The 26752-nt window shown below is 64.0% G+C and carries 28 protein-coding genes and 3 pseudogenes; 7 read left to right on the forward strand and 24 right to left on the reverse strand.

From position 1 onward, the window contains the following. Positions 1-3: 3 nt before the first annotated feature. The 4 genes and pseudogenes from OMP43_RS12975 to OMP43_RS12990 all read right to left on the reverse strand — a co-directional run bounded on the left by OMP43_RS12975 (position 4) and on the right by OMP43_RS12990 (position 5888). Positions 4-204: a hypothetical protein gene (locus OMP43_RS12975; RefSeq protein ID WP_030090600.1), complete on the reverse strand. Its 201-nt coding sequence runs from the start codon at positions 202-204 to the stop codon at positions 4-6. 46 nt (positions 205-250) lie between these two features. Further along, complete coding sequence (gene mobF, locus OMP43_RS12980; protein ID WP_030090599.1) at positions 251-3310, reverse strand: MobF family relaxase; 3060 nt, start codon at positions 3308-3310, stop codon at positions 251-253. A 3-nt stretch (positions 3311-3313) separates the two neighbouring features. Further along, positions 3314-5608, reverse strand: a pseudogene (locus OMP43_RS12985) (type IV secretion system DNA-binding domain-containing protein). After that, complete coding sequence (locus tag OMP43_RS12990) at positions 5598-5888, reverse strand: hypothetical protein (RefSeq protein ID WP_030090597.1); 291 nt, start codon at positions 5886-5888, stop codon at positions 5598-5600. Before OMP43_RS12990 ends, OMP43_RS12985 begins: the two are co-directional and overlap by 11 nt. A gap of 658 nt (positions 5889-6546) precedes the next feature. On the opposite strand from OMP43_RS12990, the gene OMP43_RS12995 reads away from it, so the two are divergent. After that, positions 6547-6765 (forward strand): hypothetical protein, encoded by a 219-nt coding sequence (locus OMP43_RS12995; RefSeq protein ID WP_030090596.1) that lies wholly within the window; start codon positions 6547-6549, stop codon positions 6763-6765. A gap of 113 nt (positions 6766-6878) precedes the next feature. Here the strand turns inward: OMP43_RS12995 and OMP43_RS13000 are convergent, their stop codons facing one another. After that, positions 6879-7106: a hypothetical protein gene (locus OMP43_RS13000; protein ID WP_062787863.1), complete on the reverse strand. Its 228-nt coding sequence runs from the start codon at positions 7104-7106 to the stop codon at positions 6879-6881. A 731-nt stretch (positions 7107-7837) separates the two neighbouring features. Between OMP43_RS13000 and OMP43_RS13005 the strand changes: the two genes are divergently transcribed. Next, positions 7838-8002, forward strand: coding sequence for a hypothetical protein (locus tag OMP43_RS13005; protein WP_157077779.1), 165 nt, complete (start codon positions 7838-7840; stop codon positions 8000-8002). A gap of 72 nt (positions 8003-8074) precedes the next feature. Here OMP43_RS13005 and OMP43_RS13010 read toward each other — a convergent pair whose 3' ends face one another. Together OMP43_RS13010 and OMP43_RS13015 are read right to left on the reverse strand one after the other, a co-directional pair. Then, entirely contained in the window at positions 8075-8653 is a 579-nt protein-coding gene (locus OMP43_RS13010) for a hypothetical protein (protein WP_030090593.1), read from the reverse strand. A 211-nt stretch (positions 8654-8864) separates the two neighbouring features. After that, positions 8865-9839, reverse strand: a complete 975-nt coding sequence (locus OMP43_RS13015; protein ID WP_030090592.1) for a DUF2493 domain-containing protein — start codon at positions 9837-9839, stop codon at positions 8865-8867. A 512-nt stretch (positions 9840-10351) separates the two neighbouring features. On the opposite strand from OMP43_RS13015, the gene OMP43_RS13020 reads away from it, so the two are divergent. Then, entirely contained in the window at positions 10352-10708 is a 357-nt protein-coding gene (locus OMP43_RS13020; RefSeq protein ID WP_066703409.1) for a hypothetical protein, read from the forward strand. Positions 10709-10740: 32 nt separating this feature from the next. Here the strand turns inward: OMP43_RS13020 and OMP43_RS13025 are convergent, their stop codons facing one another. The 13 genes and pseudogenes from OMP43_RS13025 to OMP43_RS13085 all read right to left on the reverse strand — a co-directional run bounded on the left by OMP43_RS13025 (position 10741) and on the right by OMP43_RS13085 (position 20506). Beyond that, positions 10741-11061, reverse strand: a complete 321-nt coding sequence (locus OMP43_RS13025) for a single-stranded DNA-binding protein (RefSeq protein ID WP_062787869.1) — start codon at positions 11059-11061, stop codon at positions 10741-10743. A gap of 656 nt (positions 11062-11717) precedes the next feature. After that, the gene (locus OMP43_RS13030) at positions 11718-12155 is read right to left on the reverse strand and encodes a hypothetical protein (protein ID WP_030090590.1); all 438 of its coding nucleotides are present in this window, start codon (positions 12153-12155) and stop codon (positions 11718-11720) included. Positions 12156-12158: 3 nt separating this feature from the next. Continuing rightward, positions 12159-12419 carry a type II toxin-antitoxin system Phd/YefM family antitoxin gene (locus OMP43_RS13035; RefSeq protein ID WP_037505398.1) on the reverse strand — a complete coding sequence of 87 codons (261 nt, stop codon included), beginning with the start codon at positions 12417-12419 and terminating at the stop codon, positions 12159-12161. Positions 12420-12609: 190 nt separating this feature from the next. Further along, the gene (locus OMP43_RS13040; protein WP_062787872.1) at positions 12610-13122 is read right to left on the reverse strand and encodes a DUF736 domain-containing protein; all 513 of its coding nucleotides are present in this window, start codon (positions 13120-13122) and stop codon (positions 12610-12612) included. A gap of 163 nt (positions 13123-13285) precedes the next feature. Next, positions 13286-13606 carry a hypothetical protein gene (locus OMP43_RS13045; RefSeq protein WP_030090587.1) on the reverse strand — a complete coding sequence of 107 codons (321 nt, stop codon included), beginning with the start codon at positions 13604-13606 and terminating at the stop codon, positions 13286-13288. A gap of 73 nt (positions 13607-13679) precedes the next feature. Then, positions 13680-14009, reverse strand: a complete 330-nt coding sequence (locus OMP43_RS13050) for a hypothetical protein (protein WP_062787874.1) — start codon at positions 14007-14009, stop codon at positions 13680-13682. Further along, positions 14006-14200 (reverse strand): hypothetical protein, encoded by a 195-nt coding sequence (locus tag OMP43_RS13055; protein WP_083216155.1) that lies wholly within the window; start codon positions 14198-14200, stop codon positions 14006-14008. The genes OMP43_RS13050 and OMP43_RS13055 overlap by 4 nt, the downstream gene beginning before the upstream one ends. Positions 14201-14245: 45 nt before the next feature. After that, positions 14246-14596 (reverse strand): DUF3768 domain-containing protein, encoded by a 351-nt coding sequence (locus OMP43_RS13060; protein ID WP_030090586.1) that lies wholly within the window; start codon positions 14594-14596, stop codon positions 14246-14248. Then, positions 14593-15195: pseudogene (locus tag OMP43_RS13065) on the reverse strand (hypothetical protein); the annotation flags it as partial. The gene OMP43_RS13060 and the pseudogene OMP43_RS13065, both read right to left, overlap by 4 nt. 103 nt (positions 15196-15298) lie before the next feature. Continuing rightward, complete coding sequence (locus tag OMP43_RS13070) at positions 15299-15763, reverse strand: hypothetical protein (RefSeq protein WP_048939391.1); 465 nt, start codon at positions 15761-15763, stop codon at positions 15299-15301. Next, positions 15747-17549: an integrase gene (locus tag OMP43_RS13075; protein ID WP_048939390.1), complete on the reverse strand. Its 1803-nt coding sequence runs from the start codon at positions 17547-17549 to the stop codon at positions 15747-15749. Before OMP43_RS13075 ends, OMP43_RS13070 begins: the two co-directional genes overlap by 17 nt. A 4-nt stretch (positions 17550-17553) precedes the next feature. Further along, complete coding sequence (locus OMP43_RS13080) at positions 17554-19371, reverse strand: site-specific integrase (protein ID WP_048939389.1); 1818 nt, start codon at positions 19369-19371, stop codon at positions 17554-17556. Continuing rightward, on the reverse strand, positions 19364-20506 hold the full coding sequence (locus OMP43_RS13085; protein WP_048939388.1) for a tyrosine-type recombinase/integrase: 1143 nt from the start codon (positions 20504-20506) through the stop codon (positions 19364-19366). Before OMP43_RS13085 ends, OMP43_RS13080 begins: the two co-directional genes overlap by 8 nt. A 203-nt stretch (positions 20507-20709) precedes the next feature. Between OMP43_RS13085 and OMP43_RS13090 the strand changes: the two genes are divergently transcribed. The 3 genes from OMP43_RS13090 to OMP43_RS13100 are packed head-to-tail and all read left to right on the forward strand — an operon-like array spanning position 20710 to position 23023. After that, complete coding sequence (locus tag OMP43_RS13090; protein ID WP_020819452.1) at positions 20710-21198, forward strand: TIR domain-containing protein; 489 nt, start codon at positions 20710-20712, stop codon at positions 21196-21198. A gap of 5 nt (positions 21199-21203) precedes the next feature. Then, positions 21204-22364, forward strand: a complete 1161-nt coding sequence (locus OMP43_RS13095) for a toll/interleukin-1 receptor domain-containing protein (protein ID WP_048939387.1) — start codon at positions 21204-21206, stop codon at positions 22362-22364. Between the two features lie 2 nt (positions 22365-22366). Next, positions 22367-23023 (forward strand): hypothetical protein, encoded by a 657-nt coding sequence (locus OMP43_RS13100; protein ID WP_048939386.1) that lies wholly within the window; start codon positions 22367-22369, stop codon positions 23021-23023. Between the two features lie 16 nt (positions 23024-23039). Here OMP43_RS13100 and OMP43_RS13105 read toward each other — a convergent pair whose 3' ends face one another. From OMP43_RS13105 to OMP43_RS13120, 4 genes and pseudogenes are all read right to left on the reverse strand, one after another. Beyond that, entirely contained in the window at positions 23040-23594 is a 555-nt protein-coding gene (locus tag OMP43_RS13105) for a toll/interleukin-1 receptor domain-containing protein (protein WP_048939385.1), read from the reverse strand. A gap of 49 nt (positions 23595-23643) precedes the next feature. Continuing rightward, a complete protein-coding gene (locus OMP43_RS13110) occupies positions 23644-24141 on the reverse strand; it encodes a TIR domain-containing protein (RefSeq protein ID WP_048939410.1) in 498 nt (165 codons plus the stop codon). Between the two features lie 239 nt (positions 24142-24380). Further along, positions 24381-24755 (reverse strand): annotated as a pseudogene (locus tag OMP43_RS13115) (hypothetical protein); the annotation flags it as partial. Positions 24756-24977: 222 nt separating this feature from the next. Continuing rightward, the gene (locus tag OMP43_RS13120) at positions 24978-25247 is read right to left on the reverse strand and encodes a metal-sensing transcriptional repressor (RefSeq protein WP_070936307.1); all 270 of its coding nucleotides are present in this window, start codon (positions 25245-25247) and stop codon (positions 24978-24980) included. Positions 25248-25345: 98 nt separating this feature from the next. On the opposite strand from OMP43_RS13120, the gene OMP43_RS13125 reads away from it, so the two are divergent. Continuing rightward, a complete protein-coding gene (locus tag OMP43_RS13125; RefSeq protein WP_070936309.1) occupies positions 25346-26683 on the forward strand; it encodes an MFS transporter in 1338 nt (445 codons plus the stop codon). Positions 26684-26752 lie beyond the last annotated feature (69 nt).

Consider the following 26752-nt stretch of genomic DNA (forward strand, 5'->3'; position numbering starts at 1 on the left):
CGGTCAAAACCAACCGTCCTTGCGGCCTTCGCCCGTGTCGCGAAGGTTTCGGCCGTCGATGGCGGAGCGGCGGATCTCCAGCTCGACCTCATCACCCTTGCGCCGGGTGCGGAAGTCCGCATTGCTGAGGCCGTTGCGCCGGGCATAGTCCTCGGCGGCCTTCTCGCTGCCGAACTTGCCGCCTTCGTCAAAATCCCATGCCATCGTCACTCTCCTTGCTTTCAGCCGGCACCGCGCCGACCGTTCGTCATCAAAGATCAAGGCCCAGGCTGCGCTCGGGCAGCGGCGGCAGCAGGTCTGCCTTTTCGGGCTTGAGATCCGGGGGCGCCTTGAGGCCGTCGCCCTTGATCGGTGCTGCGGGCTCAAGCGGCCCGTCCGGAATGGGGGGAAGATCGGCGAGGATGTCCGGCTGATCCGCGAGGTTGATCCCGTCGATCGGGCCGGGATCGAACTTCACCGGCTTGGCGCCGCCCTTCTTGCCGTCGATATCGAGGCGGCCGACCGTCTCTAGGGCCGAGGTCTTGTTGCCGGCATTGTGGTCGAGCTGGCGTTCGAGCTTTTCCTTATCGTCCACGATCATGGTGAGTTCGTCGCGCACCCGCGTCACGCCCACATTGAACAGGCGCTGGTTCGACAGGTTGCGCTCATGGCTGTCCATGACCGTGATCGCCTTGTCGGTGGTGATGCCCTGCGCCATGTGCATGTTGAGCGCGTAGGCGAGGTCCAAACGCGAGAGCATCGGATCGCCCGGCGCCAATGTCAGGGTCTGATTGCCCGCCGTCTCGACGGTGATGCCCGAGGCATCGGCCGAGATGATCCGGGCGAGCGCCGCGTTGTGCAGGTCGCGCGGCTTGTCGTTCGCGGTCCAGCGGATGCGATCCCCCTCGCGGACATGCAGATCCTTCTTCTCGGTGAGTTCGAGCCGGTCCCGCTTTTCGGTGGGCGAGAGGCGCTGCGGGTCGAAGCGAATCTTGCGGCGCCCATCGACCAGTTCGACCTTGCCCGAGGGCAGCACCCTGGAGACGTCATAGCGTCCCTGCGCGAGCCCGACGTCCTGCGCGCCGCCGCGGCCGACATCGAGGGTGAGGCCGGGCCGATAGCTGGCGGCGTAGCGAAGCTCCTCGCGGGTCAGGTTCACGCGGTCATAGACGATGAGATGGATGCCCTCGCCCCGCACGGTGCCCTCGGCGGCAAGGCCGTCCTGGATGCGCTGGTTGATGATGGCGCGGGACTCCCGGCCAGACGCAAACACCTGGGTCGCGGCACGGTCGTCCGCCCCCAGCGCGAGCCACCTGTCGGCGGCCTCTTCGGGCGGGTTCGCGCTTTCGTGGACGTTATCGCCCAGCACCTTCATCGCCTCGCCCGCCTTACCGACATTGGCGAGCGCGGCGACGGTGCGCAGCGTGTCGGTCCGCTGACGGATATTCTCGTCCATTCGGGCCATCGTGCCGCCGGCGGCCTGGATCATCGCGAAGGACTTGCCGGCGTCGATCGAGGAGAGCTGCTGGCGATCGCCAACCAGCACGAGCTTGTCGATGCCGAGCGCCTCGACGATGCTGTGAAGCTTCAGCATGTCGGCGCTGGAGACCATCGAGGTCTCGTCCACGACCAGCATCGCGCCGCCGAGCCGCTCGCGCGCCTCCTCGTAGCGCGGCGTATCGCGCTCGGTCAGGTAGCGCTCGTTGGCGAGCACGAACGAGGCGATCGTCTGGCTCTTGATCCCGGCCCCTTCGGCGAGGTCGGCGACCATCTTGTTCTGGAAGGCCAGGCCCAGCACATCCTTGCCTTCGCCTTCCGCGATCCGGGCAACCGCCTGCAGCATGGTCGACTTCCCGGCGCCGGCGACGCCCTGGACAGTCACGGTCCGATCTTCGGAGGAGAGGATCAGGGTCGCGGCTGCGAGCTGCCCCGCATTGAGCGGGCGATCGGCGACCTCCTGCAGGCGGGCGGGCCCATCCTGCGCGGGGAGTATCGGCACCGCCTTGCCCACGCCCGCATCGACCGCCTTGAGAACGGCTTCCTCGGTGCGCAGCGCCTCCTGGGTGGTCACCATCCGGACGCCCTTGTCGCCGGCGCGGGCGACACCGGGGATTAGCTGGCGGTTGTCGTAGAGCTGCTCGATCCGGTGCTCGACCGTCTCGATGGTGACGCCCTTCAGGCCGAGGTCCAGCGCGGTCTTGGAGAGCTTGTTGACGTCGAACGCCGCCTCGCGTTCGGCGAGGATGCGGACGGCCGAGGCTACCGCCAATTGCGTCCGGGCGACGGCCGGCGATTTGGTGGCGCGGGCAAGGCCGCTGTCGATCAGCGGATCGGGCGAGCGAAGGAAGCCGCCGATGAGATCGCGCGCGCCGGCGATCGCGTCGGTGACCGCCCGGAAGCCCCGCTCCAGCTTGTTGTCGGCGGCGCCCTGCCCTGCCCGGGCCAGCGCCGAGGCGAGCAGTCCTTTGCCGTCGAACCCGAGCTCCGCCGCCTTGTCGATCCATCCTTTGAGGAGCCCGTCGCGGTCCTCGACATTGAGCTTGGGATCGCGGGTGGTGGTGGTCACGCCGTCGCGCCCCTTGGCCGAGACGATGCCGAGCTCGGCCGCCTTCTCGAGGATCGCCTCGCGCCGTTGGCTGAAGGCATCGATGATCGCCTTGGGCACGCCCATGATCTCGAACGTGCCGTGCTTGCCCTTGAGCTCGACCTGGTAGCCGAGCTTCTCCAGCCCGGCGCGCAGGTAGGCGTGGTAGATCGCCCCGACGACCGCGTTATTCGACCAGATCTTGTCGGCGTGCAGCGCCTGCCATTTGCCGTCGGGCATCTGGGTCAGATTGGCGATGACGGAGTGGACATGGGCCTGCGGATCGAGCGCGCGACTGGTGTCGTGCTGGAACAGCGCATAGACGAGCTTGCCGGTCGGCACCGGCACCTTGCGACCCTCGACGTCCTTGCGCCCTTCGGCGAGATTCTTCTCGACCCAGGCCATGGTTTTCTGGACCGCGACCATGTTGGCGGCGAGCACCCGCTTGTCGCCGGCGACATAGGCCATGACCGACACGGACTTGGGCGCGGAGAAGGTGAGGTCGACACCGTTGCGCCGGTTTTCGACCTGGGCGACGCCCTCTCCGCTCGGCAGGACGCCGCTCAGAATCTGCTCGAAGCTTTCGCGGCTGACTTCGCCTTCAAGCGCGAGGGCTTCGGCCCCTGCCCCGCCCCAGGCACTGACCTCGGAGGAGCCATCGGCCGTGTAGTAATTGTCCTTGAAGTCGTCCTTCGCGAAATAGTTCGCGGCGCCTGATGCGGAACGGACGGCGGCGACCGAGAGCATGGATCAGATCCCCATGTCGAGATCGTCCTGGTCACGGCCCGCGGCGAAGCCCTGACGCAGTTCGATGAGGGTCTGATCCTCGACTTGCGGCGCCTGCGGTGACGGTCCGCGCCGGTCGTCGGCGGGCCGCTGGCCGGTCTCCTGCTGGGCGTCCCTGCCGCGCGCGCCGTCCTCCTTGCCGCCGCCCGCTCCCTTCGCCTGCGGGGGCACCGGCCGGTCATCGCTACGCGGGGCGGTACGATGGGTTTCGGCGGCCTGGTCCTCGCTCGGCGACTGCAGGATCCGCGCCGCCATTTCCTTCGCAAGATTGGTTGGCTCGACCACCTCATCCACGATCTGGACGGCGCCGTCCCTGCCGCCGGCCTCACCGCCCTCCTCGTCGAAAATCTCCTCCCCGCGCTTGGACCGGACGGGCTGCATCACGGGACGCTTCAGGAAGCCCGGCGCCACGATGGGGTAGTTCTTCCATTCGAGAAGGATGCGCGCGGCCGGGAAACCGTCGGGGAATTTCACGAACCCGTGCATCGAGGGCAGGTTGGTGATGTCGTCGGGGATCACGAGGGGCTCGACCTGCTTGCGCGGAGTCAGGGTCGAGGCGTCGCGATTGTTGTTGTAGCCGTAGCTATAGGCCTCATCCATCTGCCGCACTTCGCGGTTGCCGATGTACTGCGAGCACTCCTCGGCGGTCTTGAACTCGCTGGTCGCGAGGATGAGCTTGGAGCGGGCGAGCGAGGCGAGATTTCGCGCGCCTTCCTCGCCATAGACCTCGACCAGCTTCTGGAAGCTGTGGAGCCCCAGGATCATTGCGCCGCCGAAGTTCCGCGCGGTCTGCAGGCCCTTCTCGATCGCAGGCAGGCGGTGCAGCGCGCCGACCTCATCGAACATGAACCAGGTCCGCAAGCTGCGCGTGCGCGGCAGCGTCATGAGGCTGGTGATGGCGATGTTCATCCAGAGCGTCAGCAGCGGCCGGTTCATCTCCAGATCGTCGTAGTCGGAGGTGACGAACAGGATCGATCCGGGCGCGCGCTCGGTGGTCATCCAGTGCCGGATCGAGAACGGCTCTCCTTCGTCGGGCAGGAAACGCAGGACCTGCGCATTGGTGTTGAAGACGGCGCGGATCGATTCCGCCATGCGGGCCGCTTCCGGGGCGGTCAGCGGGTCGGCGATGGTGTTCGCGAGGAAGCGATGCACCCGCTTCAAATCGGCGGTCATCAGGTTCTCGGCGAGCGCCAGGTTGGTGGTCTGGCCGCGCTCCTGAAGCCGGACGCACATCTCGATGAACAGGGTGCGGGCCGCGAGCGCCCAGAAGGGCTCGGACGAGCCGCCATCGGAGGGAATGAGCGCCGCGGCGGCCGACGTGAAATGGCTGTAGGTCGAGCAGTCGTTGAAGATCGACCAGGCCGGGCAGCGCTGGTCCATCGGGTTCAGGATCGTGTCGCGCATGGGATCGTAGAAGGCTTCGACATAGGCGCCGGTGAGATCGAAGATCACGGCGCTGTCCTGGCGCTGGCGCATCTGGCTGACCAGACTCCTGAGCTCGGTGGTCTTGCCCGCGCCGGTGGTGCCGATCAGCATGGAATGGGACTGCTCGAGGCGGTGCGGATAGGGGATGCCGGCGAGCGTATAGGGATGGTGGATGCCGCCCGCCTTCCGTGTCGCGAACGGCAATTTGAGCACGGCGGCGGACGAGCGGCCGGGGAAGAACTCGCGCGCGTCCTCCGCGAATTTTTCCGCATTGTGCTGCGCGATTTCGGAGACCAGCACGGCGCGATCGACCAGCATGGCGCCGCGCTCATGGCGTTCCTGAAGGATCGAACGCCCACGCCTGCGCGAGATGTCGACGAACCAGATGGTGAGTGGCGCGACCACGAAAACCGAGACGAGGATCGAGCCGATCAGCGCCCGGATGGTGGTCTCTCAGGCCTGCTGCACGGCCGGGATATAGGGCACCACGGGCATGACCGTTTTGTAGATCTCGCCATTGGGCAGGGTGACGTTGACGCGCTTGTTGGGATTGAGGTCGACCCAGTTCCAGAGCGCCGAATAGATCTTCATGCAGACGAGCTGGAATCCGTGCTCGTGGAGGCGGATCGAGAGGATGACGAACCAGGCCGCGAGGAAGGCGAAGAACCAGACCATGATGGGCAGCCGCGCGCCCGAAAACCACATCAGCATCTCGTGGGTGAGAAGCTGTGAGCCGCGGGTGAAATTGCCCGAGTTTCGCTGCACGCGGCCGCGCGCAGAGTGGTGGGTCAGCGGGATGTTTTTCCCGTTCGAGCGGATGTCCTCACGCGCCATGATATTGCACCAGGCGCTTGTCGGTTTCGGCAACGAGGCGGTCGCGAAGCTCAGGATATTGCTCGCGCAGAATGACGTCGAGCACGAGCTGCTGGAACTCGCTGATCCGGGCCAGGCGGCGCTGGCTCGCGGTCAGCACGTCGGAGGATGAAAGGAAGACATTGAGGGCCGACCGGATGACGTCGGCGACGCTCAATTTCTGTTCGGCGGCGATCACGCTGAGGCGGTCCCATTGGGCGCGCTCCAGGCGGACGTTGTAATGCCGGTAACTGGTAGCCAAGACCAACCTCCTAGCAGGGAGGCTGGTGGGGACTGAAGAATGGCTCTATTTATAGCCGAGCGGCCCGGTTCCGGCAAGTTGATCGTCATGGACCAGCAGGCCGTAGTCTCACAGACCACGCGCGAATGGCTGATTTCCGCCGTTTTTGCCCGCCCACCAGCTCGTACTACAACGTAGTCTCCTTTCCTTCCGCGCTAACCCGTTGTGAAACAACGGAACTCATGCACCTTCAGGTGCGTAGGGTGTGCTAATCCCAAGAGCCCGATCCCCTGTCCCTGGGCCTGTTACGATGTCGTCGGAGAGGAGCCGGTTGCCGGGACCGGCGAGGTACGCGCCGCCGTGAGGCGGAACGCGCGAGGCCGGTGTCACCGATCCGATCAGGGCGCGAAAAGCCCCGATGCGCAGCATCAACGTCGGCCAAAGGGCCGCGTTGGAAAGGCGAGGATCGTGACCCGAAGGGCGGAGACAAGGCGCATGCCTTGGCTCCGTGAGGTTGGGCTCTCGTTGCCTGAAGGGCATCGGGAGCCCTAGCGAATAGAGCCGTCGTCGGGCGCAGGCCCGATGCGCCCAGCCCCATGAATCTTCTTCTTCCTGCCCTCACCAACCAGCGCTATGTTCAGCCAGTTCATAGCCCGATTAGCCTTCACAAGAGGCACCTATGGCAAAGACACTGGAACAGGAGAGACAGGCTCTCGAAGAGGATCAGCGCCGGCTGGAAGAGCGGCGCAGGAAGCTCGAAGAGAAAGAGCGCGAGCAGGCGATCGCGACGATCGAGAAATCCGGACTGCTGAAGCTTGAACCTAAGCGGCTCGCCGATCTGACGGCCCGCATCAAGACACTGGGTTTCGAGGAAGTCGAAAAGCGGCTCAAGGCCTGAATCATCCCCCGCCGCGGCAACGCCGCGGCACGGTCATGGGGGGCTCGATGCCCCCCGTGACCGTTCCTCTCCCAGCAAAAAAAGGGGAGAGGCCGCAGCCCCTCCCCTATCGTTCAGAATTCGTCGATGATGCCGCCCGGCGCGGTGTAGACGATCCGGTCGATCATCGCCTGTCCGAGCGCGCCGTAGTCGCCCTCGTCAATGGCGAGGAACCCCAGCTCATCGTCCTCGACCACATGCTGGTCGAAGTAGCTGTGCATCGCGCGGCGCTCGGCATTGGCGACGGCGGCGAAGTAGGCGGCGTGCTGATCGGCGGCGGCGATGTTCGTGATCGTCTGCATGTTCGTCTCCTGTCGTCTTGAATGACAGGGGAATGGCGTCGGGCGGGCGGGACCGTGTCAGGCCTCGCCGGCTTGCCGGCGACCGCAAAGCGGCGGTGGGGGTCACGATTTTCTTCGGCGGCCACCGTCGTTCGAGATTGATGCGCAGCGCCCGATCCGCCGAAGAAAATGGTGGGGCCCCGCCGGGCTTGAGACGGTCTCGTCCGCCCGACAGAATGGGAAGACTGTGAGAGATTTTTCCTCTCGGGGAAGCGCCTCCGGCAAGGCGTAGCGGCGCGCGGACCGACGGGTCCGTGCGGCACGCGAGCGAGCCGGTGTCGTCACGATGAAACGCCGCCCCATCATGGCTTTTGCGAATTATGAGAACGGCGTGCACGGACCCTTCACCGATCTCGGCCAGCGGGCGGAGCGGATGGACAATCCACTGATCCGGGAGGGTGCTGGACAGGGCCGAAACGACTTCGCCTTGGTGTCACAGGAGGTCTGTGTTAGGCGCCGGATTGCGCTGCGAAGGCTGCGGCGCCGGGACTGGTAATCCCGTCGAGAAAGGCAGCTCGGTGTGATCTCACGCCGGGGTGCCTGCGCACATGTCCAGGTGCCTTGGCACTAAAAGCGTAGGCGCATGTCTCGACGTGTTACCAGCCCCGGCTCCCGCGCACGGCGCGGGAGCTCTCCGGGGAGGAGCGACGGCCCGGAAGCTCGCGAGGATGGACCGCGCTCGAGGTAGCGATATGGACCTCTCGGAGACGGACCCGACGGTGACACGGGCGCTTGCGCTGGCATTGATGCGGCAGGCCAAAGAGTATCTGGCGGCGACAAACGATGTCGATGCCGCCGACCAATTGCAGCGCGCGATCGATACCCTGCTGACACCGCGAACGCCGGTCGCGGCATAGGCTCGCAGCGGCATTGCGGGGCGCGCCGCGCGCGGCGACGCGCCCCTTCGCGACGTCTGGTCCGGGCGGAGGCTATGCCCATTCCAGACGGGAACTGTCGTCAAGATCTCCGGTCGCGATCAGGCGGTCGAGCCGGGACAGGTATGGGGCTGCACCCTGCGCTTCGACGCTGCGCCGGATCGCGGGATCAGCGAGGCGGGCACGGACATTGTCGACCGGGATTTCGCCGACGCTCTCCGGTCGCAGTCCAAGCCCTTCGAGCAGCGCGAACGCATTCTGATAGGCCAGATCGAGTTCGAGGCCGAGATCGGAGGTCAGCCCGACCGACAGGGTGATCGGGCCAGTGTCGCCCTCGCGATAGACGCTGACCCGGCGGCCGCGAAACTGGGCCTCATCCAGCACCGTGATGACATCGGTCTGATAGTCGAAGATGCGTGCGATGCTGGCGAGCGCCAGCGGGCAGACACGCGCCTCGAACCGATAGGAGAGATAGTCGTCCTCCGCGAAATCCGGATCCAGCAGGGTCATGTCGAGACGCTCGCCTTGGCCGCGCAGAAATTCCCGGAAGGCGGCGAGCTGGCGGGCGTTGATGACGGCGGTCTGGCGTTCCTGATGGTCGGCCGATGTGGTGATGCGAAACACAATGGACATCTCGTCCTCCCTTGCTGAACGCAGCACCCGTCCCTTCTCCCCTCTGGCCGCCTGGCGGGGCGAAGTCGGTGCGAATGGTGGCCATTGCGCGAGCGCGCCAGCGCTCAGTCCCCCGCGGCGCGAAGGGGCTCGATGCCCCTGAGCGCCGCATGTCCACGCAGAAAAAGATGGAGAGGCCCCGGCCGAAGCCGGAGCCCCTCCAAGCGAGCACTCACGCGCTGCGCTGGGTGCGCTGGTGCGCGAGGCGGACGATGTGCAGCGGCACCCCCGCCTGCCGCAGCTTCTGGGCGAGGTTCTGCTGGATGCCCGAGCCTTCGCAGATGACGGCTTCCACCGGCTTGAGACCGAGAATGCGGTCATTGCGGACGAAGGCGGCGCGGTTGCCCTGACTGCGATCGAGGCGGAACTGGATGACCTTGACGCCGCGCGATGCCGCCCATGCGTGCGCCACGGCATCGCAGCCCTTCGCTTGCGCGGTGGTCGCGAGGATCATCTCCGGGATGCGTGCCTTGATGCTGTCGAGACCGTTCCAGAGCAGGTCCACGTCCTCCCACACCTGACCACCGGAGAACGCCACGACCGGGCCTTCGGGGGCGAACTGCTCGCGGCGCTCCCGGGCTTTCGAGGCAAGATAGTCGCGGGCCTCGATCATCGATGCGGTAAGCGCGCTGGAAACCCGGCTTCCCCGCACCGGCGAGAAGGGCTTGCCGGTTTCGACCCGATAGACCTCGGCGGCATGGTCGCGCATGCATTCCATCGCCTCGCGGCAACCCTGGAGGGTCTGGCAGAGGAGCTGGGTGTCTTCGAGTTCGGTCGCGTAGATCTCGGACGGATCATAGCTGCGTGCGAGATCGCCGAGCTTCTTGGCGGCGTCATCCTCGCGGCCCTCGATACGCTTCGCCACGACATGGAAGCTGTTGGCGAAACCCCACGCCAGATCGGCCGCAAACGGCTCCATGCGGGTGTCGCGCAGCACGTCGAACATGGTCTGCATCATCATCTCGGTGGCGGCCCGCACCTGCTCGGGATCGGGCATGTCAAGTGCTTCGGGCGCTTCGACGATGCTGAGCTTGGCCATCTCGCTATGTTCGATGAACGCGCCCTCGTAGGTCTGGGTCAGTCCGTCATTTTCACGCGACGCGGCGACGAAGCTGGCAAGGTCGGCGAAATTGTTGAAAGAAGTCATAAAAGCCTCCGAACAAGTCGATCTCTCATCCGGGATTGGATGAAAGATGAAATCTCATCGGATGGGCCGACGGGGCTTTGTCAGGGACGCGGGGACAAGTCCCCGCGCCGCCTCGGCGGGGCGTGGGGGAACCGATTTTCTTGGGGCCAGAGCGCAGCGACGGTCCCGGGAAAATTGGGGGGACCGCGCATCCTTGAGAAAGCCCCCCAAGGCACATCACACTACGGCGATGAAGCTTGTCTGATACCGAGATGTTAGAGAGAGAATTGGATTTGCCCCGGCCGCGCGGCGGCCGGGTTAACAGCAAATCGCTCCATACTGTCCCAGGAGAAACCCCCTCCCCATCACCCCCGCAAGGTGATCGTAACCCGGCAGGGCGGAGACGCGGCAAGGCCGTGGCTCCGGGAGCCGCAGGCGAGTAGAGCGCCGGTCCCGGCCTGAGCCTGTCGAAGGGCCGGGATGCGCCAAATGATCGAGCACCGACGCCGCAGGCAATGTTGAAGGAATGAAGAGTGAAGGCCCAGATTCAGGCGAACTATGAGGAGCGTCTATCGCGATATGCTGCACTGTTGCATGGCAATGAGCCACCGGGGCTGGTGGCGAAACTCGCCGTCTATCAGCAGCTCCTGCGGCAACGTGATATTCATGGCGACCGCCTGTGGCAGATCGAGCCGATCCTCTATCCGCTGGCGGAGCAGGACGTGATCGCGCTGGTGAACAGCGTGATCAAGGTCGTCACCGATCAGGAGTGGAAGCTCCGGGATGGGGCGAGCTTCCATGTCGGCGAGTTCTACGCGATCGGCGTCGAGAACATGGTCCACAACCTCGAGACGGGGCGACGCGCGAACTTCCCGGGCCAGTTGAGCTGAAGGGCGGCGCCCGCAGGCGCCGCTCTACCGGGTCAGAAGAAGTCGATCTTGTCGGCGATGATCTCGCAGCCGTACCGGGTGACTCCGTCGCGATCCTCCCAACTCGAATAGTGCAGCCGGCCGGTGATGGCGACGACATCGCCCTTCTTGCGCGAGGCGCCGGCCTTGCCGAGGCCGTTGAAGCAGGTGACCTTGTGGAACTCTGTCTCTTTGGCGGTGTAGCCGGTGGCGTCGTCGACATAGGTCTTGCCGTCCCTGAGCTTCACGCGATCGGTCGCGACAATGAGGGTGGTGACGGCGCCGCGGGTCTCGGGGTCCTTGGCGACGCGGCCGGCGAGATTGACGTTGTTCATGGTAGTGCTCCTCGTTGGGTCCAGCGGCCTTCCCGCCGGTGACACCGAAGAGCGGCGTGCGGAGAGGGTCCGCACCGTAGCGTCAGCGGAGGGGAACCCCTGGAGGGAGTTGGCGCGGGCAGCCGCGAAGCGGCAACACGGGCGACCGGATGGGGTTGCGGGACGTCTTCGTCTCGCCGCAGGTGTCAGGAACAGGCGAAAGAAGGCTGCTGGCCGCGGCGGGGCTCTACCCGATGGACGATCGCGCGGCGCGCTGCTCTTGACCCCGGCGCCGGCGGCGGAGCGCCCTCAGGAGTTCGTGCTCAGCAATCGGTCACGGGCAAGCCCGTTCGGCGAGGCCCGCTAGACGCAGCGATCGGGATTGAGGGCAGAGCCTCGTATTGCTCGGCCTCGGCGGCCTCAGGCGCGAAATGGCAGACGGAGTTTCGCGCGGCGGGACCTTTCGCGCGCGGTATCATGCTCATCAGCCCATCGGTCGGCGGCGATCTCTTCGTCCGTAGGTCGCGCGCCCGCGAGATCGGCCCGCTGCTTGTCGCTCAAGGTCTCGGCCGTGCTCACCGCCCGATTGCCGTGCCGCTGGTTCGTTCCCATGTGTTCTCACTCCGAAGTCGCGATGATCCGCGCCGCGTGGCAAATGCGGGCGCGGCCGATACTGGTCAGGAGGTACGCTTGACCTGCGTGACCTTGCCGGCGTCGTAGGCGGCGAGCCAGCGGGTGCGGATGGTTTCGTAGAAGGCGGTTGGAAGCTGACCGTATGCAACCTCGCCCAATGGATCGCCGGGCACCGTCCGAAGATCGGGCCCGGGCCATTGAAAATAGTTGAGCTCCGTGAGGACGACCCACGAGCGATCATCATCGAGCCCGAGACGAACCTTCGTCGCGTGCGGAATTTCAACGGCAAGGCTCGTGTCGGACGGCGGCGTATGGGTCACTGGCAGGATGGTGACCATCTTGGCGCCTGCCTTATTTGTCGTCGCGAGCAGCACGGCGCAGGGACGGTCTTTGCTGCCTTCTTCGTGACCTGCCTTTGCTTCATGGCTCCAGAGATACGAGTAGCGAATTACGAGGCCGGGAACTGGATCGGGAATTTGCACTCGTCAGGACTCGACCTCGTGATCGAAGGCAGCGGCTTCTGCCGGCGCTCGCGCCGCTCGAACCCCCTCCACGATTTCCTCCGGCACGTCAGTCAACGTGAAGACCTCGCGATCGCGCCGCTTGAGCCGCTGATATTCGGCGGCCGACATCAACACGAGGCTATCGTGGCCATGATGCGTGATGGTAAGGGGCGCAACCAGCGCCTGGCGGCTGATGCGGCCGAAGGCCTTTGACGCCTCAACGGAACTGACAGTCTGGGGCATGGTGATTCTCCTGTCCGGAAAGTACGGAGTTTCCGGATAAATTTCAAGTCCTCTCTGTCGCGCGCGCGAGGACGATAGCTGAGGACACGGTCACAGGGAAACGAAGGCAGGGCCCGCTTGCCGTGAGGCAAACGAGCCCTGCGGGGTTGCCGCGCGCCGGAGGGACGCGCGCGGCAGGGAGAGAGGATCGTCAGTCGGCCATCTCGGGCGTGCGGCGACGGCGGCCATTGCCCTGCGCGGGCTCGCCGCCGAACGCGCCCTCGGCCGAGGATTCACCCAGGCCATCCGTACCGGCGAGGCCGTTCGGCTTGGCCGGCTCGTCCGCACCGGGCAGCGGCGGCAGGCTGTCGTCGGCCGGGGCGGTGTCGGTCGGCGCATCGCGGCGGCGGTTGGGACGCGACCAGACGATGTTGTACGAGCCGTCGTCCTGACGGAACGCCGAGATGTAGAGCGGCTTGTCGAGGCTGGGATCCTCGATCTTGCCGTTGAGGAACATTTCGCCGGTCGCATTGGACGCCAGCTCGAACAGTGAGCCGACCTGGACCCACTGGCGTGCCGCCGAGAGCGCGAGGATCTCGAACTTGGGCGCACGCGGATTGGCGGAATGGACGGTGCGAAGGGCGATGACGATCGCGACCGTGAGCGTCGAGATTTTGCCGGTGTAGGTGCCGCTGGCGTTCTGGGTGATGGTGCCGATGTTCATGGGAAGTCTCCTGAGAAAGTGCGCTCGAACCCCTTGTCCGAACACCTTCTCTCACCCGCTCCTCTCCTCGGCCGTTCGGCCGAGTAAGGCGCGCCAGCGCCGCTCCGACGCGCCACTTCGGCGCCGTCGGGTACTTCAGGGCCTCGCAATCACGCGATGCGTGTCAAGTCTGGGGAGCGCTTGCCGATGGCCGCCACAGGGCAATGACATCCTGCATCTCTTCGGCGAAACCGAGACCGTCGATATAGACGGCGCCGCGGTCGTTCTGGCCGAGAAAGCCGATCACGCTCGTGATGTCGTTTGCCACGTCGATGTCGAGGCCGAACATGTCGGCGATCTCGAAATGACCAAGCTCCGGGCCATTCCACCAGGCCATCAGAAAGTTCGCGACGCGGCGCGCCTGCCCGGTGTCGCCCATGGCGAGCGGGATAAGCCGTGTCAGCGCCGCACGGGCGGAATCATAATCTGTCGGTACGGACGTCATCGGTTTTCTCCGCGCGCAGAGGGTATCGAGGCGACACCCGGGCGCAAGCGTTTCTGCCTCGAACGGCCCGATCCTAATGAATCGAGCCGAACAGCCGCCGCTTGACCTCGGCCTGGTGCCGGCCATCCTTCTCGCCGATCGTCGCGGTCATGTCGGCGAGGAGCTGTTCGGCAAGCCTCGGCGGGATTTCCGCATAGGGCGTGATAACGGCGATCGCGGCCTCGGGCGTGGGAAGCTCGCCCGGTTCCGTGCCCCGCCAGATCAGCGCTTCCCCTTCATCGGGCTCATCATCGGTGCGAAAGCACACCTGAGCATAATAGGTCTGGAGCGGTCGGTCCCAGCCTACCGCCGCGCAGATGACGTCGGGATGGCCGGCCTTGGGCGGGAGAATGTGCCTGCTCATGCGTGTGTCCTCCGCATTCTGTGCGCGACGTGCCGCGCGGCGCCTTCGGCGCTGTTGATGGCCTGACCTGCTGCCGATGCCGCGCGGCGCGCGCCCGCCCTGCGCAGCAGGTTACGGGCTTCGCGCAGGCGTTCAACGGCAATCGCAATGGCTTGTCCGTCCTCGGACGTCGCGGGTGTGATGCGGCGCAAGATTACCTCCATTTTGGTTGGAAATTGGCGAGGCGACTGATCGGCTCAATCGTCGCAGGGGAGCATGATCGTCAGGACACGGACGGTCACCGCGGCGTCGGCAGGATCTTCCGAGCCCCATTCGAGCGAGGGATCGTAATAATCGATGCGAAAGCAGACGATGTGACCCTCGAGCTCGAACTGCCCGTAGTTGCGTTCCGGGCCGTCATCAGGCTTGAATTCGTAGCGCCGGACGGCCGCGAGTACCGCGGCCTGGGCGACGGCTTCGCTGACGATGCGGTCGCCGCCTGCCAATGTGGCGAGACAGGTCGCCGTCATCACGATCCGCGCGTTTCGATCGAGGCCGAGCCGCACGCGGTCATTGAGCTCGGCGATCCGGGATATGGTGCTGGTCATGCTGCCTCCATCAAGCCGGCGTTGAAACTCGCGATCCATTCTTCCATCGTCGGCCGCTCGGCGATCGGCACGATGCTGGCGGCGTCCTGGAAACGGATGAGATCGGTCGGCGCATCGCGACGGATCGCGTCGATCTCGGCCTCGGGGAGCAGCCGCTCGGCGCGGATGAAATCGGTGATCCTGCCGGGCCGGGTCCTGGTCGATCGGCGCCACAATCCCTCGACGGTGCGCAGGCGCGGTTCGGCGCGGGCCTCAATCAGGACAATCAAGCGAAGGCACCACGCCGGCAGGGCGCGTACTTCATCGGGCCGGATGGCGCCGCAGAAGAAGCAGCTCGACTTGGGCGGCACCGGGAGACCGGCGGCCTCGATCCGGGCGATGCAGCGATCGCGCGTCCAGTTCCATTCGCGCAGCGGATAGCGGCACTGGAACAGCGGATCGTCCAGCCCGGCAGCATGGGCATGACGCCGGGAATCGGAGGGCGACGTGTCGTAGCCGATCAGCCGCTCGACCTTCTGCCCATTCGCCCATGCGGCGCGAGCCGGTGCCCATTGCTTCAGGAAAGCGTCTTGCGGCGCCACCTTCCATTTGAGGCTGCATTAGGTCTGCATCGACCTGTCGTATTGGCTGCGCAAAGCCCGCATTTCCGACATCCCCAGTCCTCCTCCCCTTCCAAGACGCCCGATTAGGGCGTGACCGCCTTCAGGCAGTGGAGGGATCGGGCGCTTCGGCGTTGATGCGGATAGGGACGGGCAGGCGTATCCGATCGAGTTCCTGCACGAGTTGCGCGTTGCGGCGTTCAAGGCGCTCCGCGCGCTGTTCGGCCTCGAGGGCGCGCTTCAGCAGGCTGGCATTATGTGTTGCGAGGGCGATGTTCTTGGCTTCCACGTGCCGAAGAGCAGAGCGTGTGCGATCGGCATCGCCGGCGGCCATTTCAGTGGCGCCCTCACGTTGCGATTGAAGCTCGCGCAGGGCGTCAAGAACGTCGGCATGGTGCGTATAGATGATGTTGCGGCCGACCCCGGCTGCTCGTGCAAGAGCGGCGACCGTTGGCGCGGCGGACGGGTCTTTGGCAAGGACGCCAAGGGCTTCGCGCAGACGTGCATTGGTGTTCGCCCGGCGACGGGCCTGCGGGGTGGATAGGTCAGATTCAGACGTCACCGGCATTTCCTTCGTCGAGCTGGTCGAGGATACGGCGAGATTCCTGGATGCGGGCTTCGGCAAGTGCTCGGCTCTCGCGATCGAGGTCATCGCGCTGGATCAATGCGGTGTTTCGTTCAAGCCGCGCTTCCCAGACCGGCCTATGCCGGTCGGTCACGGCGAAGTTGGCGCAAGTCGAGCAGGTGCTTTGTGTGCGAAGCACCGGGTTCGGCTCGCGCTCGCCGCCGAGGCAAGCGGAGGTCTCCCGGCGGTAGAGGCAGTAGCCCCAGTCGCATACGCCGAGGCGCATATCCGTGCCGGCGAGGATCTCGGTGATATATCCATCGACGTCGCTCGATAGCGTGCGCCCGCGGAACGGCGATCGCTCGGAGAGCATGACGCCCGCCTTCCCGGCGACGTTCGGCGCCAGGAGCAGGTCTTCCAGCGCCTTGCGGGTTTCTTCGGCGGCTTGGTCGTCGATCAGCTGGGCAAGCTCGAAGTCGGTGCCCACATAGGCCCGGTCGGTCATCGCGCGGTGGACATGGCCGAGATGGCGTTGCAGCGCCGTCAGGCCGGTGCGGTCGCGCCGCCCGATGAACCGTGAGAACGTCTTGCGACCCTGATAGGTGGTCAGGTGCCAGGTTCCGCCTTGGTGTTCCGGCAAGGCAAGGAACGGCGCAAGTCGTTCGTTCAAGCGGATATTGACCATGGGTGATCGCAGTCGAGCGACGGGCATCATCGTCGGAAGCGGCGAGCGTCCCCGGCCGAGCTGGTGGAGCCAGAGGTTCCTCTTCCCGCTAAGTTCGCGAAGCGGAGCGGAGAGACGTTCGAGGATGTGGATCGCCCGCTGGACCGGCTCGGGCGCGAGCCAGCGATGGACGTCCCCATGTTCCGTCAGCGACGTCTTCGTGATCGTGCCGACCAGATAGACGTGTTCCTCGCCGTCTCCGTCGGCCGCGCGCCGTTCGAGGCAACCCTCCTCAAGCCTGAGTATTTCGGAGGCTCTCGCGCCAACGAGATAGGCGATGACGACGAAGCAGGCGTCGCCAAGGCGATCGAGCATGAACGTCAGGCGGCGCAGCGGCCATTCCGGATTCGGATACAGATCCGCGTGGGGGCATGGCTCAGCCAACATGGCGCGTCTGATATGCCAGTGGAGCCTTCGCCCCTGATGCTGTTGTCGAAACTTCTCATACAGATCTTCGAGGCGATCGCGCAGCGCGAGTATCTGGTCCGCTGGGTCACCGAGCAGTTCCATAGCGCCGCTGATGAGAGGCACGGCGATCTCGTCGGGCGTATAGGGATGGCCGCCATAAGGTTTCCAGTGCCGCTTCCCAACCGAACCGGCGCGAGGCGGCGCCATCAGCGGCGCGTCGTCCAGCTTGTCGCGCTGCATGTGGAACGTGCGGATCGTGCCGAGATAGCCTTCGGCGGTGCTGAGGGAGAGCCGTGAAGCGTTCCTGCCGGGACGGGCGCGCAACATGGCCACGAACCGGTCGACGGCGTCTTGATCGAGATCCTTGAAGCATCGGACGTTCTCGGCTGCCATCCATCGAACGAGGAAGCGGATGTGGCTGAAGTGACCATCGACCGTTTCCTTGCGAAGTGGCATCCGCCCTTCGGGCGGATCGGCCCGCAGCGAGAACAGGAACAGTTCGGCGGCGTGCCGGAGCGGCGTCCACTGATCGTCCGTGAACCGGCTCCCGTCCGGCATTTCGAAGCCCCAGTTGAACGTCGTGGCGGCGGGGACGCCTTCGTTTCCGAGCAATGGCGCCGGAAGTTGGGTAGGCGTGGATGTCGGGACGGAGGCCATGAGGCTATTCCAGGTCCGGCAGCGGCGGCAAGGCGGGTATGTGCCGTTCCGCGTCCGGCATCATTTCGGGCGGGAACGCCGGCAGCAGGTCTTGTGTCAGCGCCCGAAGGCTGGGGGCATAGAAGAGGCTGAACCGGATCGGGTCGATGCGTTCCCGCGCCGCTTCAAGATGCATGGTGGCCTGGACAATGCGCGCCAGATGACCCGGGTCGATCGGGACGATTAGGCCTGGACAGGCAAGGCAGCCTCCCAGTTTCGGGCACACGCGGCCAGGCTGTGCCTGCCCGCCGTCGACCGGTCGAAGGCAGTCGTGGCCGAACAGCGCCGTCACCCGCGCGCTGGTATCCGGCCCTTGATGTTGCGAGTCATGGGCGGGCGTCTCGCCGGTGACCCATGTGATCATCAGCGACTGGAGCCGAGCGATCGTATCGCGTTCGAGGCGGCGGACGGCCTCGCCATCGACATAGATGTCGGTGGTGGCGACATTCGCATGATTGAGGACCGCCTTGGCCGCCATGATATCGCCCTGCGACGCTGTGTAGTGGGCGCTTGCCATGCTGCTGCGGAACAGCTTGGGCGAGAAGTCGGGAAGCAAGGAACGGGACTTGCCCGGATGCGCATCGTTCCAGGAGGCGATCGCGCCATTATGCCGTTCGTAGAAGCGCAACATTGCCGATCGCAACGTGGCCTGCACGATATGACCGGCGTGATGCTCGCGCTCGAGGCGTCCTGTCGTCATGAGGAAGCGGTGGAGGAACAGCCGGTCGCGTTTGGACGGCTCCACATGCGGTAATAGGGGCGCCGTCATCGCAAGGAGCTTTTCGATCAGGCGCGGCGCCGCATAGGGTCGGCGATTGTCGAACGAGCGCCGTTGCATGCGCTTCACCTTGCCGCCGGCACGAGGTTTCACCCACTCGACCATGACGCGATGCCGCTCGAGCGGATGCGGCACGAGGCAGTCCCGCTTGATCTGGCGCAGCGGACCGGCGTTGGCCGCCGTCTGGATCAGCAGCACGATATAGAACGCAACCAGCGTGTCGGTCGTGAGGTGGAGATAACCCTCGAGCTCGCGGAACCCGCCTACCTCGGCGATCCTCTGCCGATCGGGCTTGTTAAGGTCCAAGCCTCGGTCGATCGGCATGATGCCGTGGCCGCGGCGATGGAGCTTCCAGATCCAGCGATCCCGTTCGGCGGTCCGCCCACTATGGAGCGGCACGTTCGGAAGATTGACGATGGTTTGCCCGTGCTGGAACTTGGCCCATGCCGTGTCGATCTCGGCATAGCAGACTGCCAGCAGGGCGCGCATTGCGGCTGGTGTCAGCCGGTCTTGCGGTAACCGCTGGACGCCGGCGAGCGGGATCGGATTGTTGGGAACGGCGAAGCCCGGTGCGAACAAGCCTGGATTGTCCGCGATCGCGCGCTTGAGGACGGGCCGGATCATACCGAACTGACCGGATTGTGAGCGGACGCCACGCCTGCGCCCGTCAGTGGGCATCGCCAGCCAGGTGATGAACCGGCGGATCGTTGCCGTGTCGAGGTCTGCCGCGCGCCTGACACGCGCGTCTTCGCGCAGGAACCTACCGAACACGCGCATCGCGAACCAGCGCGCGGTGCGGGTCGCGACGCTGGATGCCATATCATGATCGCGGAAAGCCCGGGCGATGGCGGCGCTGATATCGTCCGGCAACCCGAACAGCGCCGGGTCGAAGCGTTGGACGATCTTGCCCCATTCGTCGCGGAACTGGATCTCGACGACCTCCGCCGGATGGTTCGCCGGTGCCGGATCGAGTCTCAGCGTGCGATCGAGGCGGCCCCTAGCCATCGGCGGGGATCAGCTCGCCATAAAGATAGGCGAGGCTTTCGCTCAGGTCGCGCTCGTGCAGCTCGACGCAGCGCAGATAAATCGCGGTGGTTGTGATCGAAGCATGGCCGAGCAGCACCTGCACGACCTTGAGCGGGTTGAGATCGGGATTGGTGCGGGCCTGGATCTGAAGGCGGGCCAGCATCGCCATCGCGAAGGTGTGCCGCAGCCAGTGCAGCGTGCCCTGAAGTCCCGCGGCCGCGAACGCTTCCGCGAGCTGCGCCGTCAGGAGTTTTCGCGTCATGGCGCGGCCATGCTCGTTCAGCAGGAGATTAGGCGGCGCGCGATAGCCCCGGTCGGAACGGCGGATACCGCGGACGATCCGGGCGCGATCCTCGCCCGCATACCAGTGTGTATGATCAAGCAGCCGAAGCGGCGGATAGACCGTCCTTGGCCGGTCGCCCTTGGTGATATGGAGCGGCACGCCGACAAGTGGATCGCTGTCGAGGTAGAGTGGCCAGCTATCCGGGATCTGGTCGAGGGCGAGCGCGCAAAGCTCCTTGCGACGCAGACCCGCCCCAAGCGCCCATTGCGCGGCAAGTCGGGCGGTAGGCCTCAGATGCGCGAACAGCCGTGCCAGTTCGTCGGCACGCAGCGGTCGCGGCAGTTTTTCCGGGCGTGAGACGATCAGCTCATTGACCTGGCGCCGCTGCAAGCCTGGGCGATAGGCGCCGTCGAGCATCAGCGTCATCTTCTCGGTCAACCGGAACGGGCAGTGGTCGATCAGCCCCTTATCGAGCGCCCAGCCATAGAAGCGGCAGACGGTCGAGACACGCGCATTGATCGTGGTCCGGGCATAGGGCCGCCCGGTATGCGTGCTGGGATTCTCCAGCATCCGGTTGCGATAGGCGGCGATGACGCGTTCGTCGGCTTCGCGCCATTCGATCCCCGATTGTTCGAGCGAGTCGAACCAGTCGTGGAGATGCTCGCCGTAGGTCCGCACGGTTTCGGAGGCGTGGGCACGGCCGCTTAGCTCTGCATGCTCCATGAGCCAGACGAAGGCCGGCTCGATGATCGCCATGTCGGCGTCGAACAGAATCGGGAAGCCAGCGGGGACATTGGGCACGCCAGAGGCAGCCCGAATCACTGATACCACGGGCCATCTCCCTCGCCCGCACAGGTGCGATTTCGAAAGTAGCGCAACATGCTCGATTTGGCCGACGCATTTCGATGGAATGGGCGCTTTCCTCGCCATGCCGAAGGGTGTCGCTTCGACCAGCCTACCCCAAGCACTCACCGCGCCTGCTGACACCTGGCGTCCGCCTTGATATGAGTGGACGATGATCGAGGGGGGAAGCGGTGGCGCGTCGGGTATTCTTTAGCTTTCACTATGACCGTGACGTTCGACGGGTCGTGCAAGTCCGCAATTCCTGGGTGGTTCGTCCAGGTGGCGAAGCGCAGCCTTTCTATGACAAGGCAGAGTTCGAAGAGGCAAAAAGACGCGCGGGCGGCATAGAAAAATGGATCGAAGAGCAGCTCAAAGGCACGTCCGTGACTGTGGTGCTGTTCGGCGCAGAGACGTATGATCGCGAATGGGTCCGGCACGAGATCAAGAGAAGTTACGAGCTTGGGAAAGGCCTATTGGCCATCGACATCCATAGCGTAAAAGATCCGCAACTTGGAACTGATCGACAGGGGACCAACCCTCTCAGTTATTTTACAATAAAGCAGAATGGCCGAGATATTCCGCTGTCGAACCTATACGGGACATATGATTGGGTCCGGGATAACGGCTATGCCAACATGCCGGCTTGGATCGAAACTGCGGCAAAAGCGGCCGGTCGCTGACACCAATGAGTATCTATGAACTGGCCATACTTGGTGCGGCAACGCCAGAGGAGCGTGCAACACTGACAGCGACGCTCACGGATATCGTTTCCGACTTCGGATTGACGTTGGGGGACGATGTAGTTGTGCATAATGCGGCAACGCTGGGTGAGCGGCACAAGCCAGCAGCATTCGCGTGTGCGTATTTTGGAGGAAATGCCCAGCAAGATCTCGAAGCGGCCCAAGACCTGATCCGGGCCAGTGCGCCCATCATTCCAACGATTGCCGCTGGCGCAGACTTCAATGCTCACATCCCCCCGCTTCTCCAGCCCATCAATGGGCTAACGCGGCGCGCTGACGATCCAAATATGACTGAACTCGCGTCAGCAATGCTGGAATGCGTGGGCTTACTTCGTCGACAGCGACGGGTTTTTGTGAGCTATCGGCGCGTGGAATCCCGAGCAGCAGCGTTGCAACTTCACGATCTCCTTGCGTCCCGCGGATTCGACGTATTCTTGGACACGCACGACATTAGGCCCGGCGATCCGTTCCAAGATGTGCTTTGGCATAGGCTCGTCGATTCTGATGTTATGGTTATGCTCGACACGCCTACCTATTTCGATAGCCGCTGGACTCGACAGGAAATAGGAAGGGCGCGCGCGAAAGAGATCCAGGTCCTTCGTGTAATTTGGCCTGAGCATACGCCAAACAAGCTGACCGATCTTGCAGAGACTATATATCTTGATCCAGAGGAACTCGAGGGGCCAGATGGCCCAATAGTAGCCAAAACGGCGGATACAATCGTCCTGGAGGTCGAGCGGCTACGAAGCCGGAGCATCGCATCTCGATATATGTCGATTACCGGCAAACTCCGCGCTGACGTCGAGAAAATTGGTGCGTCAGTGGAAGGCGTCGGCGCACATCGGGCCGTCGCCGTGCGGTTGCTGGACGGCGAAAAGATCTGGGCATATCCGATCGTCGGAATCCCCACGGCTGAAATTTTGAACGATGTGGCCGATAAGGCGCGACGAGCGGAACAGCAGGAGATACCGGTACTGGTCTACGATCATATCGGCATCCGTGATGCATGGAATGCTCATCTCCGATGGCTTGGGGAGCATATTCGCGCGGTCCGCACGATTAAAGTTTCCGAAGCCGGATGGGCTCTTGCGGCATGGGAGAACTGACCATGACTGAGGCCATTTTTCTTTCGGCAGGCGTGCCGGATCCGAAGCGAGGCCCACAATATGCGGCGACCGCTGACAGTGTCGCGATTACAGCCGCAGTCTCCGCTTTGGTGCACGTCACGCTAGGACGCAGGCTGCTTGTTTGGGGTGGTCAACCCGCAATAACACCAATGATCTGGGTGGTCTCGCAAGACATAGGAATAAATTACGGACACTGGGTCCGGCTCTACCAGTCTCGCCATTTCAAGGACGAGTATCCCGAGGATAATGAGCGGTTCAACAACGTGGTTTATACGGACGAGATTGAGAAGGATCGGGAGAAGAGCTTGCTGGCCATGCGCGAGCGTATGTTTTCCGAACACAAGTTCAAAGCGGCAGTTTTCATTGGGGGTATGGGCGGGATTGTACAGGAATATGAAATGTTTCGACGCCTGCAACCGGACGCTGCAGTGATTCCAGTAGTCTCCACGGGCGGCGCGACGCTTGAAGTTGGGGCGCAGGTTGAATCTCTATCGCCCGACCTAGCGGAAGACCGGGACTATGTTGCGTTATTTCACCGCCACCTTGACGTTTCCGTCCGAGAGGAGCGCTTCGAAAGTCCAACTCTCCAACCGGATGTCGTTGAGAAGCGATTTTGGCAACCCCCTGCCACTGCTTAAACGGGACGGGAACTCGTTATTCACCAGCCAGCCACTCGCTAAGCTCGGTAGCTGTGTTCCTTTTCTCGTCGAGGACCATCCAGACGCGCTTTTGATGACCCTGTAGATCCCCCCAGACGATGCGGCGGTATAATCCCAGATACTCCCACGACGCCCATGCCTGCTCATGCGCGCTGTCGGATGCCGGGAACAGCGCGATCTTCGTCAACCCTTTATACCCATCCGCGACGCCCAACTCCCAGGGCACCCAACGACTGTCCTTGCTGTTCTTGCTTGCAAGAAGGACAAAGCGCTTGGTCTGACGAATACGGCTCTTTAACAGCCCTGCCGTTTCCTCCGTCGTGTATGGGGGCATTTCCGGGTCGATTTCATCGACATAAACCTTGGCGCCGTGCCCTTCTAATACACGAATGGCGCCAACGACGAGATCATCGTCCTTGCTTGAGTGCGAAAGAAATGTAGCACCCGACAGCGCCCGAGAAGAAGCAGATTTCCTGAGGTTTACCTGCTCGTTGATGTTCAATTTGCCAGCGAAATTACGAAGCTCGGATTTGGTAATATATTCTATCATTCTTGCCGCCCGCTCTTAATTCCGCGCAAAATCTCCGATTCTCTGCACTTCAGTTATTTGCTCGGATCGCAATGGCCTCTTCAATCCAAGTCTCGATCCCATTCTTAATCGAGTCATAGGCGGCTTTGCTATCTGCTCCGGAAGGAGAGACGAGCTTCACTATGGACGAAAGCTTCTTCCCTGTATTGGCGTAGCCTATTTCATCAAATGGATTGCTGCCTGCCACGCACGAGTTCCCATCGTGACCAAGAAGTTTGTTTATCCGGATACCCACCACGCCTTTGCCTGCGTCCCAACCTTTGACGATCTCGCGGATCACCCATGGCCGGTTCGCTGTTTCCGAACCGACGAGCACCACCACGCAACTCTTGCCGTACATGTTGTCATCGATCCATTTTTCGATGGAGGCTTTGCCCTTCCGCTTGACCTCCTCCCAAGCATTCGCAGTGCAAAGAGTCTGCCCTTCGAGGGCTCCGATGTTACGCACCTGCTGAGTACGCCAAAAATCGTTCGCGAAGTGAAAACTGAAGAAAACGCGCCGCGCCATAAGGCCCCCTTTTGTTCTCCGACCTTCTACAGAGGCGGCCATCGTTCCGCTAGAGAAATCGATTCGGAAACGAATGGCTTGAATAACAAGCGCGGCATTTTTGTGCGGCGCCTCATGCGACGCTTAAGCGTCGCTGCGCGACGCGAGGGACGGGCCGACCACCGCCAGCTCTTTGGGTTAGCGCGGCAGTCGGCCCGTCCCTCATCGCGCGCAAAGGAGACAGTTTCAATGGGTAGACCTAAGCTGCAGCTGTGCCGTCCAAGGCTGATGCTCGGCAGTGTCGCGTTCGTGAGGACATTGGCGAGGATCGAATAGTAAGGCGGCCAATGCTTGAAACGCGTGGGCACATAGCGGACCACCTCGTAGGGAATGCCGCGCGCCGCCATCCAGAGCGAGATCACTCTCTGATACTCGTAGGTTTCCGGCTTTTCGGCACCGGGATCGGCCGTCAGGACCAGGTCGGGCGGCTCGCCGCGCGATTCGAGTTCGACGAGGAGAGCGGTTGAATCGACGCCGATCCCATAAGCAAGAACGACCGGCGGGGGCGCGGCAACAAGGATGTAGTCGACCGGCGCGCGAGCCCCAGCGGACTCGACAGTTGGATGTGGAAGCATGGGGCTTCGAGTCCTTGAGGGCGGCAAAATTGCCGCCCCGCCCGGCCCCCCTCCCCTCTCTGCTGGAATCGGAGCAGGCATCGTCCGATCCGCAATCGGACGGAAGCACGATGGTCATTACGCGGATGATCCGCTCATGCGGCCTGGGCGGCGGCGCCTATTGCTTGGAGAGGGCCTCCTGCAGCGCGGCCTTCACCTTTGAGCCAGTACCGAGACAGAGAGTTACAGGTAGCGCGAGATCGCCTTGAAATCCTCAATCGCCCTGGCCGCGCCGCCTTCGTCCGCGGCATGGCTTAGGCAATGGTCGATATGATCGTTGATGAGGGCGCGCTTCGCGCTCGCCACGGCCTTCTCGACCGCATCGAGCTGCTGCGCGACGTCGACGCAGGTCCGCCCCTCCTCGATCATGGTGACGATGCTGCGGAGATGCCCCGTGGCGCGATTGAGCCGCTTGATGATCGCCGGGTGGCTGGCGTGCTTGTGGTTGCTCATCGGTCTATCTTTCACCACCCAAAACGCTTGTCGAGGAATTCATACATCCCCCCCAAGGGGATGTTGCACACATCCCCCCAGGGGGATAGGGAGAGACCATGCTTCATGTGCTCGCCAACCGCACCTATCGCCACCTGTTTCTGGCGCAGATGATCGCGCTCGTCGGGACGGGCCTGGCGACGGTCGCGCTTGGACTGCTCGCCTATGACATTGCCGGCGGCGATGCGGGCGCGGTGCTGGGAACGGCGCTGGCGATCAAGATGATCGCTTATATCGGCGTTGCGCCGATGGCGGGCGCCTTCGCCGACCGGGTGCCGCGCAAGGCGCTGCTCGTCTCGCTCGACCTGGTCCGCGCCGCCGTCGCCATCTGCTTGCCGTTCGTCACCGAGGTCTGGCAGGTCTATATGCTGATCTTCGTGCTGCAATCGGCCTCGGCGGGGTTTACCCCGACCTTTCAGGCGACCATTCCCGACGTTCTGCCGGAGGAAGCCGATTATACCCGCGCGCTGTCGCTGTCCCGGCTCGCCTATGACATGGAGAGTCTGACCAGCCCGATGCTCGCGGCCGCACTGCTGACGGTCATCAACTTCCACTGGCTGTTCTCGGGCACCGCGATCGGCTTTGTCGCTTCGGCCGCGCTGGTCGTGACCTCGGGCCTGGCTAAAACGGTGGCCGCAGCGACCCGCAGGATGGGCATCTACGACAAGACGACGCGCGGCATTCGCATCTACCTCAAGACGCCGCGGATGCGCGGCCTGCTCGCCGTGACGCTGGCCGCGGCGGCGGCGAGCGCGATGGTGATCGTCAATACCGTCGTGATCGTGCGCGGGCTCGGGCTCGGCCAGCGGGACGTGGCGCTGACCCTGGCCGCCTTTGGCGGCGGCTCGATGTGCGCCGCTTTCGCGCTGCCCCGCATCCTCGATCGCGTCGCCGACCGCGCGATCATGATCGGCGCCTCGTTCTTGCTGGTCCTCGGCTTGGCCGCGTTGACTGCGATCAGCGCCATGATTCCGCCGGGGCAGGCTTATTGGCACATTCTGCTCGGTGGCTGGCTACTACTCGGCGTCGCTTATTCGATGAGCGTCACGCCGGGCGGCCGGCTGCTGCGGCGTTCAGCCAGTTCGGAAGACCGGCCTGCATTGTTCGCGGCGCAGTTCGCACTCAGCCATGTCTGCTGGCTGATCGCCTATCCGCTGGTCGGCCAGCTTGGCGCGCGGGTGAGCATGACCGCCGCATTCGGCGGTATGGCCGCGCTGGCGGCGGTTGGTGCGGTCGCGGCGCTGCTGCTGTGGCCGGCGAACGACCCGGACTCGGTGTCGCACCGTCACGATGATCTTCCGGCCGATCATCCCCATCAGCGTGACGCTCACGCCGACGGCGATGCCAAGCACGCCTTCGTGATCGATGACCTCCACCCGCGTTGGCCGACGACATGAGCAACACTCGCGCATTGCCAGGGCGATTACTCTCGCGTTACCAAAGAGCGGTGATCGCGACACCTTTCC

Origin of the sequence: Sphingomonas sp. CBMAI 2297 (genome assembly GCF_029870595.1) — a bacterium.
Lineage (GTDB): Bacteria > Pseudomonadota > Alphaproteobacteria > Sphingomonadales > Sphingomonadaceae > Sphingomonas.

What these genes read in the sequence shown, in the direction of transcription:
- OMP43_RS13095 (WP_048939387.1), top strand. Translation starts at nt 21,204, where the DNA reads ATGAGTATCTATGAACTGGCCATACTTGGTGCGGCAACGCCAGAGGAG.
- OMP43_RS13040 (WP_062787872.1), bottom strand. Translation starts at nt 13,122, where the DNA reads ATGAACATCGGCACCATCACCCAGAACGCCAGCGGCACCTACACCGGC.
- OMP43_RS13050 (WP_062787874.1), bottom strand. Translation starts at nt 14,009, where the DNA reads ATGAGCAGGCACATTCTCCCGCCCAAGGCCGGCCATCCCGACGTCATC.
- OMP43_RS13035 (WP_037505398.1), bottom strand. Translation starts at nt 12,419, where the DNA reads ATGCCCCAGACTGTCAGTTCCGTTGAGGCGTCAAAGGCCTTCGGCCGC.
- OMP43_RS13005 (WP_157077779.1), top strand. Translation starts at nt 7,838, where the DNA reads ATGGACCTCTCGGAGACGGACCCGACGGTGACACGGGCGCTTGCGCTG.
- OMP43_RS13010 (WP_030090593.1), bottom strand. Translation starts at nt 8,653, where the DNA reads ATGTCCATTGTGTTTCGCATCACCACATCGGCCGACCATCAGGAACGC.
- OMP43_RS13110 (WP_048939410.1), bottom strand. Translation starts at nt 24,141, where the DNA reads ATGGCGCGGCGCGTTTTCTTCAGTTTTCACTTCGCGAACGATTTTTGG.
- OMP43_RS12995 (WP_030090596.1), top strand. Translation starts at nt 6,547, where the DNA reads ATGGCAAAGACACTGGAACAGGAGAGACAGGCTCTCGAAGAGGATCAG.
- OMP43_RS12975 (WP_030090600.1), bottom strand. Translation starts at nt 204, where the DNA reads ATGGCATGGGATTTTGACGAAGGCGGCAAGTTCGGCAGCGAGAAGGCC.
- OMP43_RS13125 (WP_070936309.1), top strand. Translation starts at nt 25,346, where the DNA reads ATGCTTCATGTGCTCGCCAACCGCACCTATCGCCACCTGTTTCTGGCG.
- mobF (WP_030090599.1), bottom strand. Translation starts at nt 3,310, where the DNA reads ATGCTCTCGGTCGCCGCCGTCCGTTCCGCATCAGGCGCCGCGAACTAT.
- OMP43_RS13000 (WP_062787863.1), bottom strand. Translation starts at nt 7,106, where the DNA reads ATGCAGACGATCACGAACATCGCCGCCGCCGATCAGCACGCCGCCTAC.
- OMP43_RS13060 (WP_030090586.1), bottom strand. Translation starts at nt 14,596, where the DNA reads ATGACCAGCACCATATCCCGGATCGCCGAGCTCAATGACCGCGTGCGG.
- OMP43_RS13075 (WP_048939390.1), bottom strand. Translation starts at nt 17,549, where the DNA reads ATGGCCTCCGTCCCGACATCCACGCCTACCCAACTTCCGGCGCCATTG.
- OMP43_RS13080 (WP_048939389.1), bottom strand. Translation starts at nt 19,371, where the DNA reads ATGGCTAGGGGCCGCCTCGATCGCACGCTGAGACTCGATCCGGCACCG.
- OMP43_RS13025 (WP_062787869.1), bottom strand. Translation starts at nt 11,061, where the DNA reads ATGAACAACGTCAATCTCGCCGGCCGCGTCGCCAAGGACCCCGAGACC.
- OMP43_RS13120 (WP_070936307.1), bottom strand. Translation starts at nt 25,247, where the DNA reads ATGAGCAACCACAAGCACGCCAGCCACCCGGCGATCATCAAGCGGCTC.
- OMP43_RS13015 (WP_030090592.1), bottom strand. Translation starts at nt 9,839, where the DNA reads ATGACTTCTTTCAACAATTTCGCCGACCTTGCCAGCTTCGTCGCCGCG.
- OMP43_RS13070 (WP_048939391.1), bottom strand. Translation starts at nt 15,763, where the DNA reads ATGCCGGTGACGTCTGAATCTGACCTATCCACCCCGCAGGCCCGTCGC.
- OMP43_RS13105 (WP_048939385.1), bottom strand. Translation starts at nt 23,594, where the DNA reads ATGATAGAATATATTACCAAATCCGAGCTTCGTAATTTCGCTGGCAAA.
- OMP43_RS13100 (WP_048939386.1), top strand. Translation starts at nt 22,367, where the DNA reads ATGACTGAGGCCATTTTTCTTTCGGCAGGCGTGCCGGATCCGAAGCGA.
- OMP43_RS13045 (WP_030090587.1), bottom strand. Translation starts at nt 13,606, where the DNA reads ATGACGTCCGTACCGACAGATTATGATTCCGCCCGTGCGGCGCTGACA.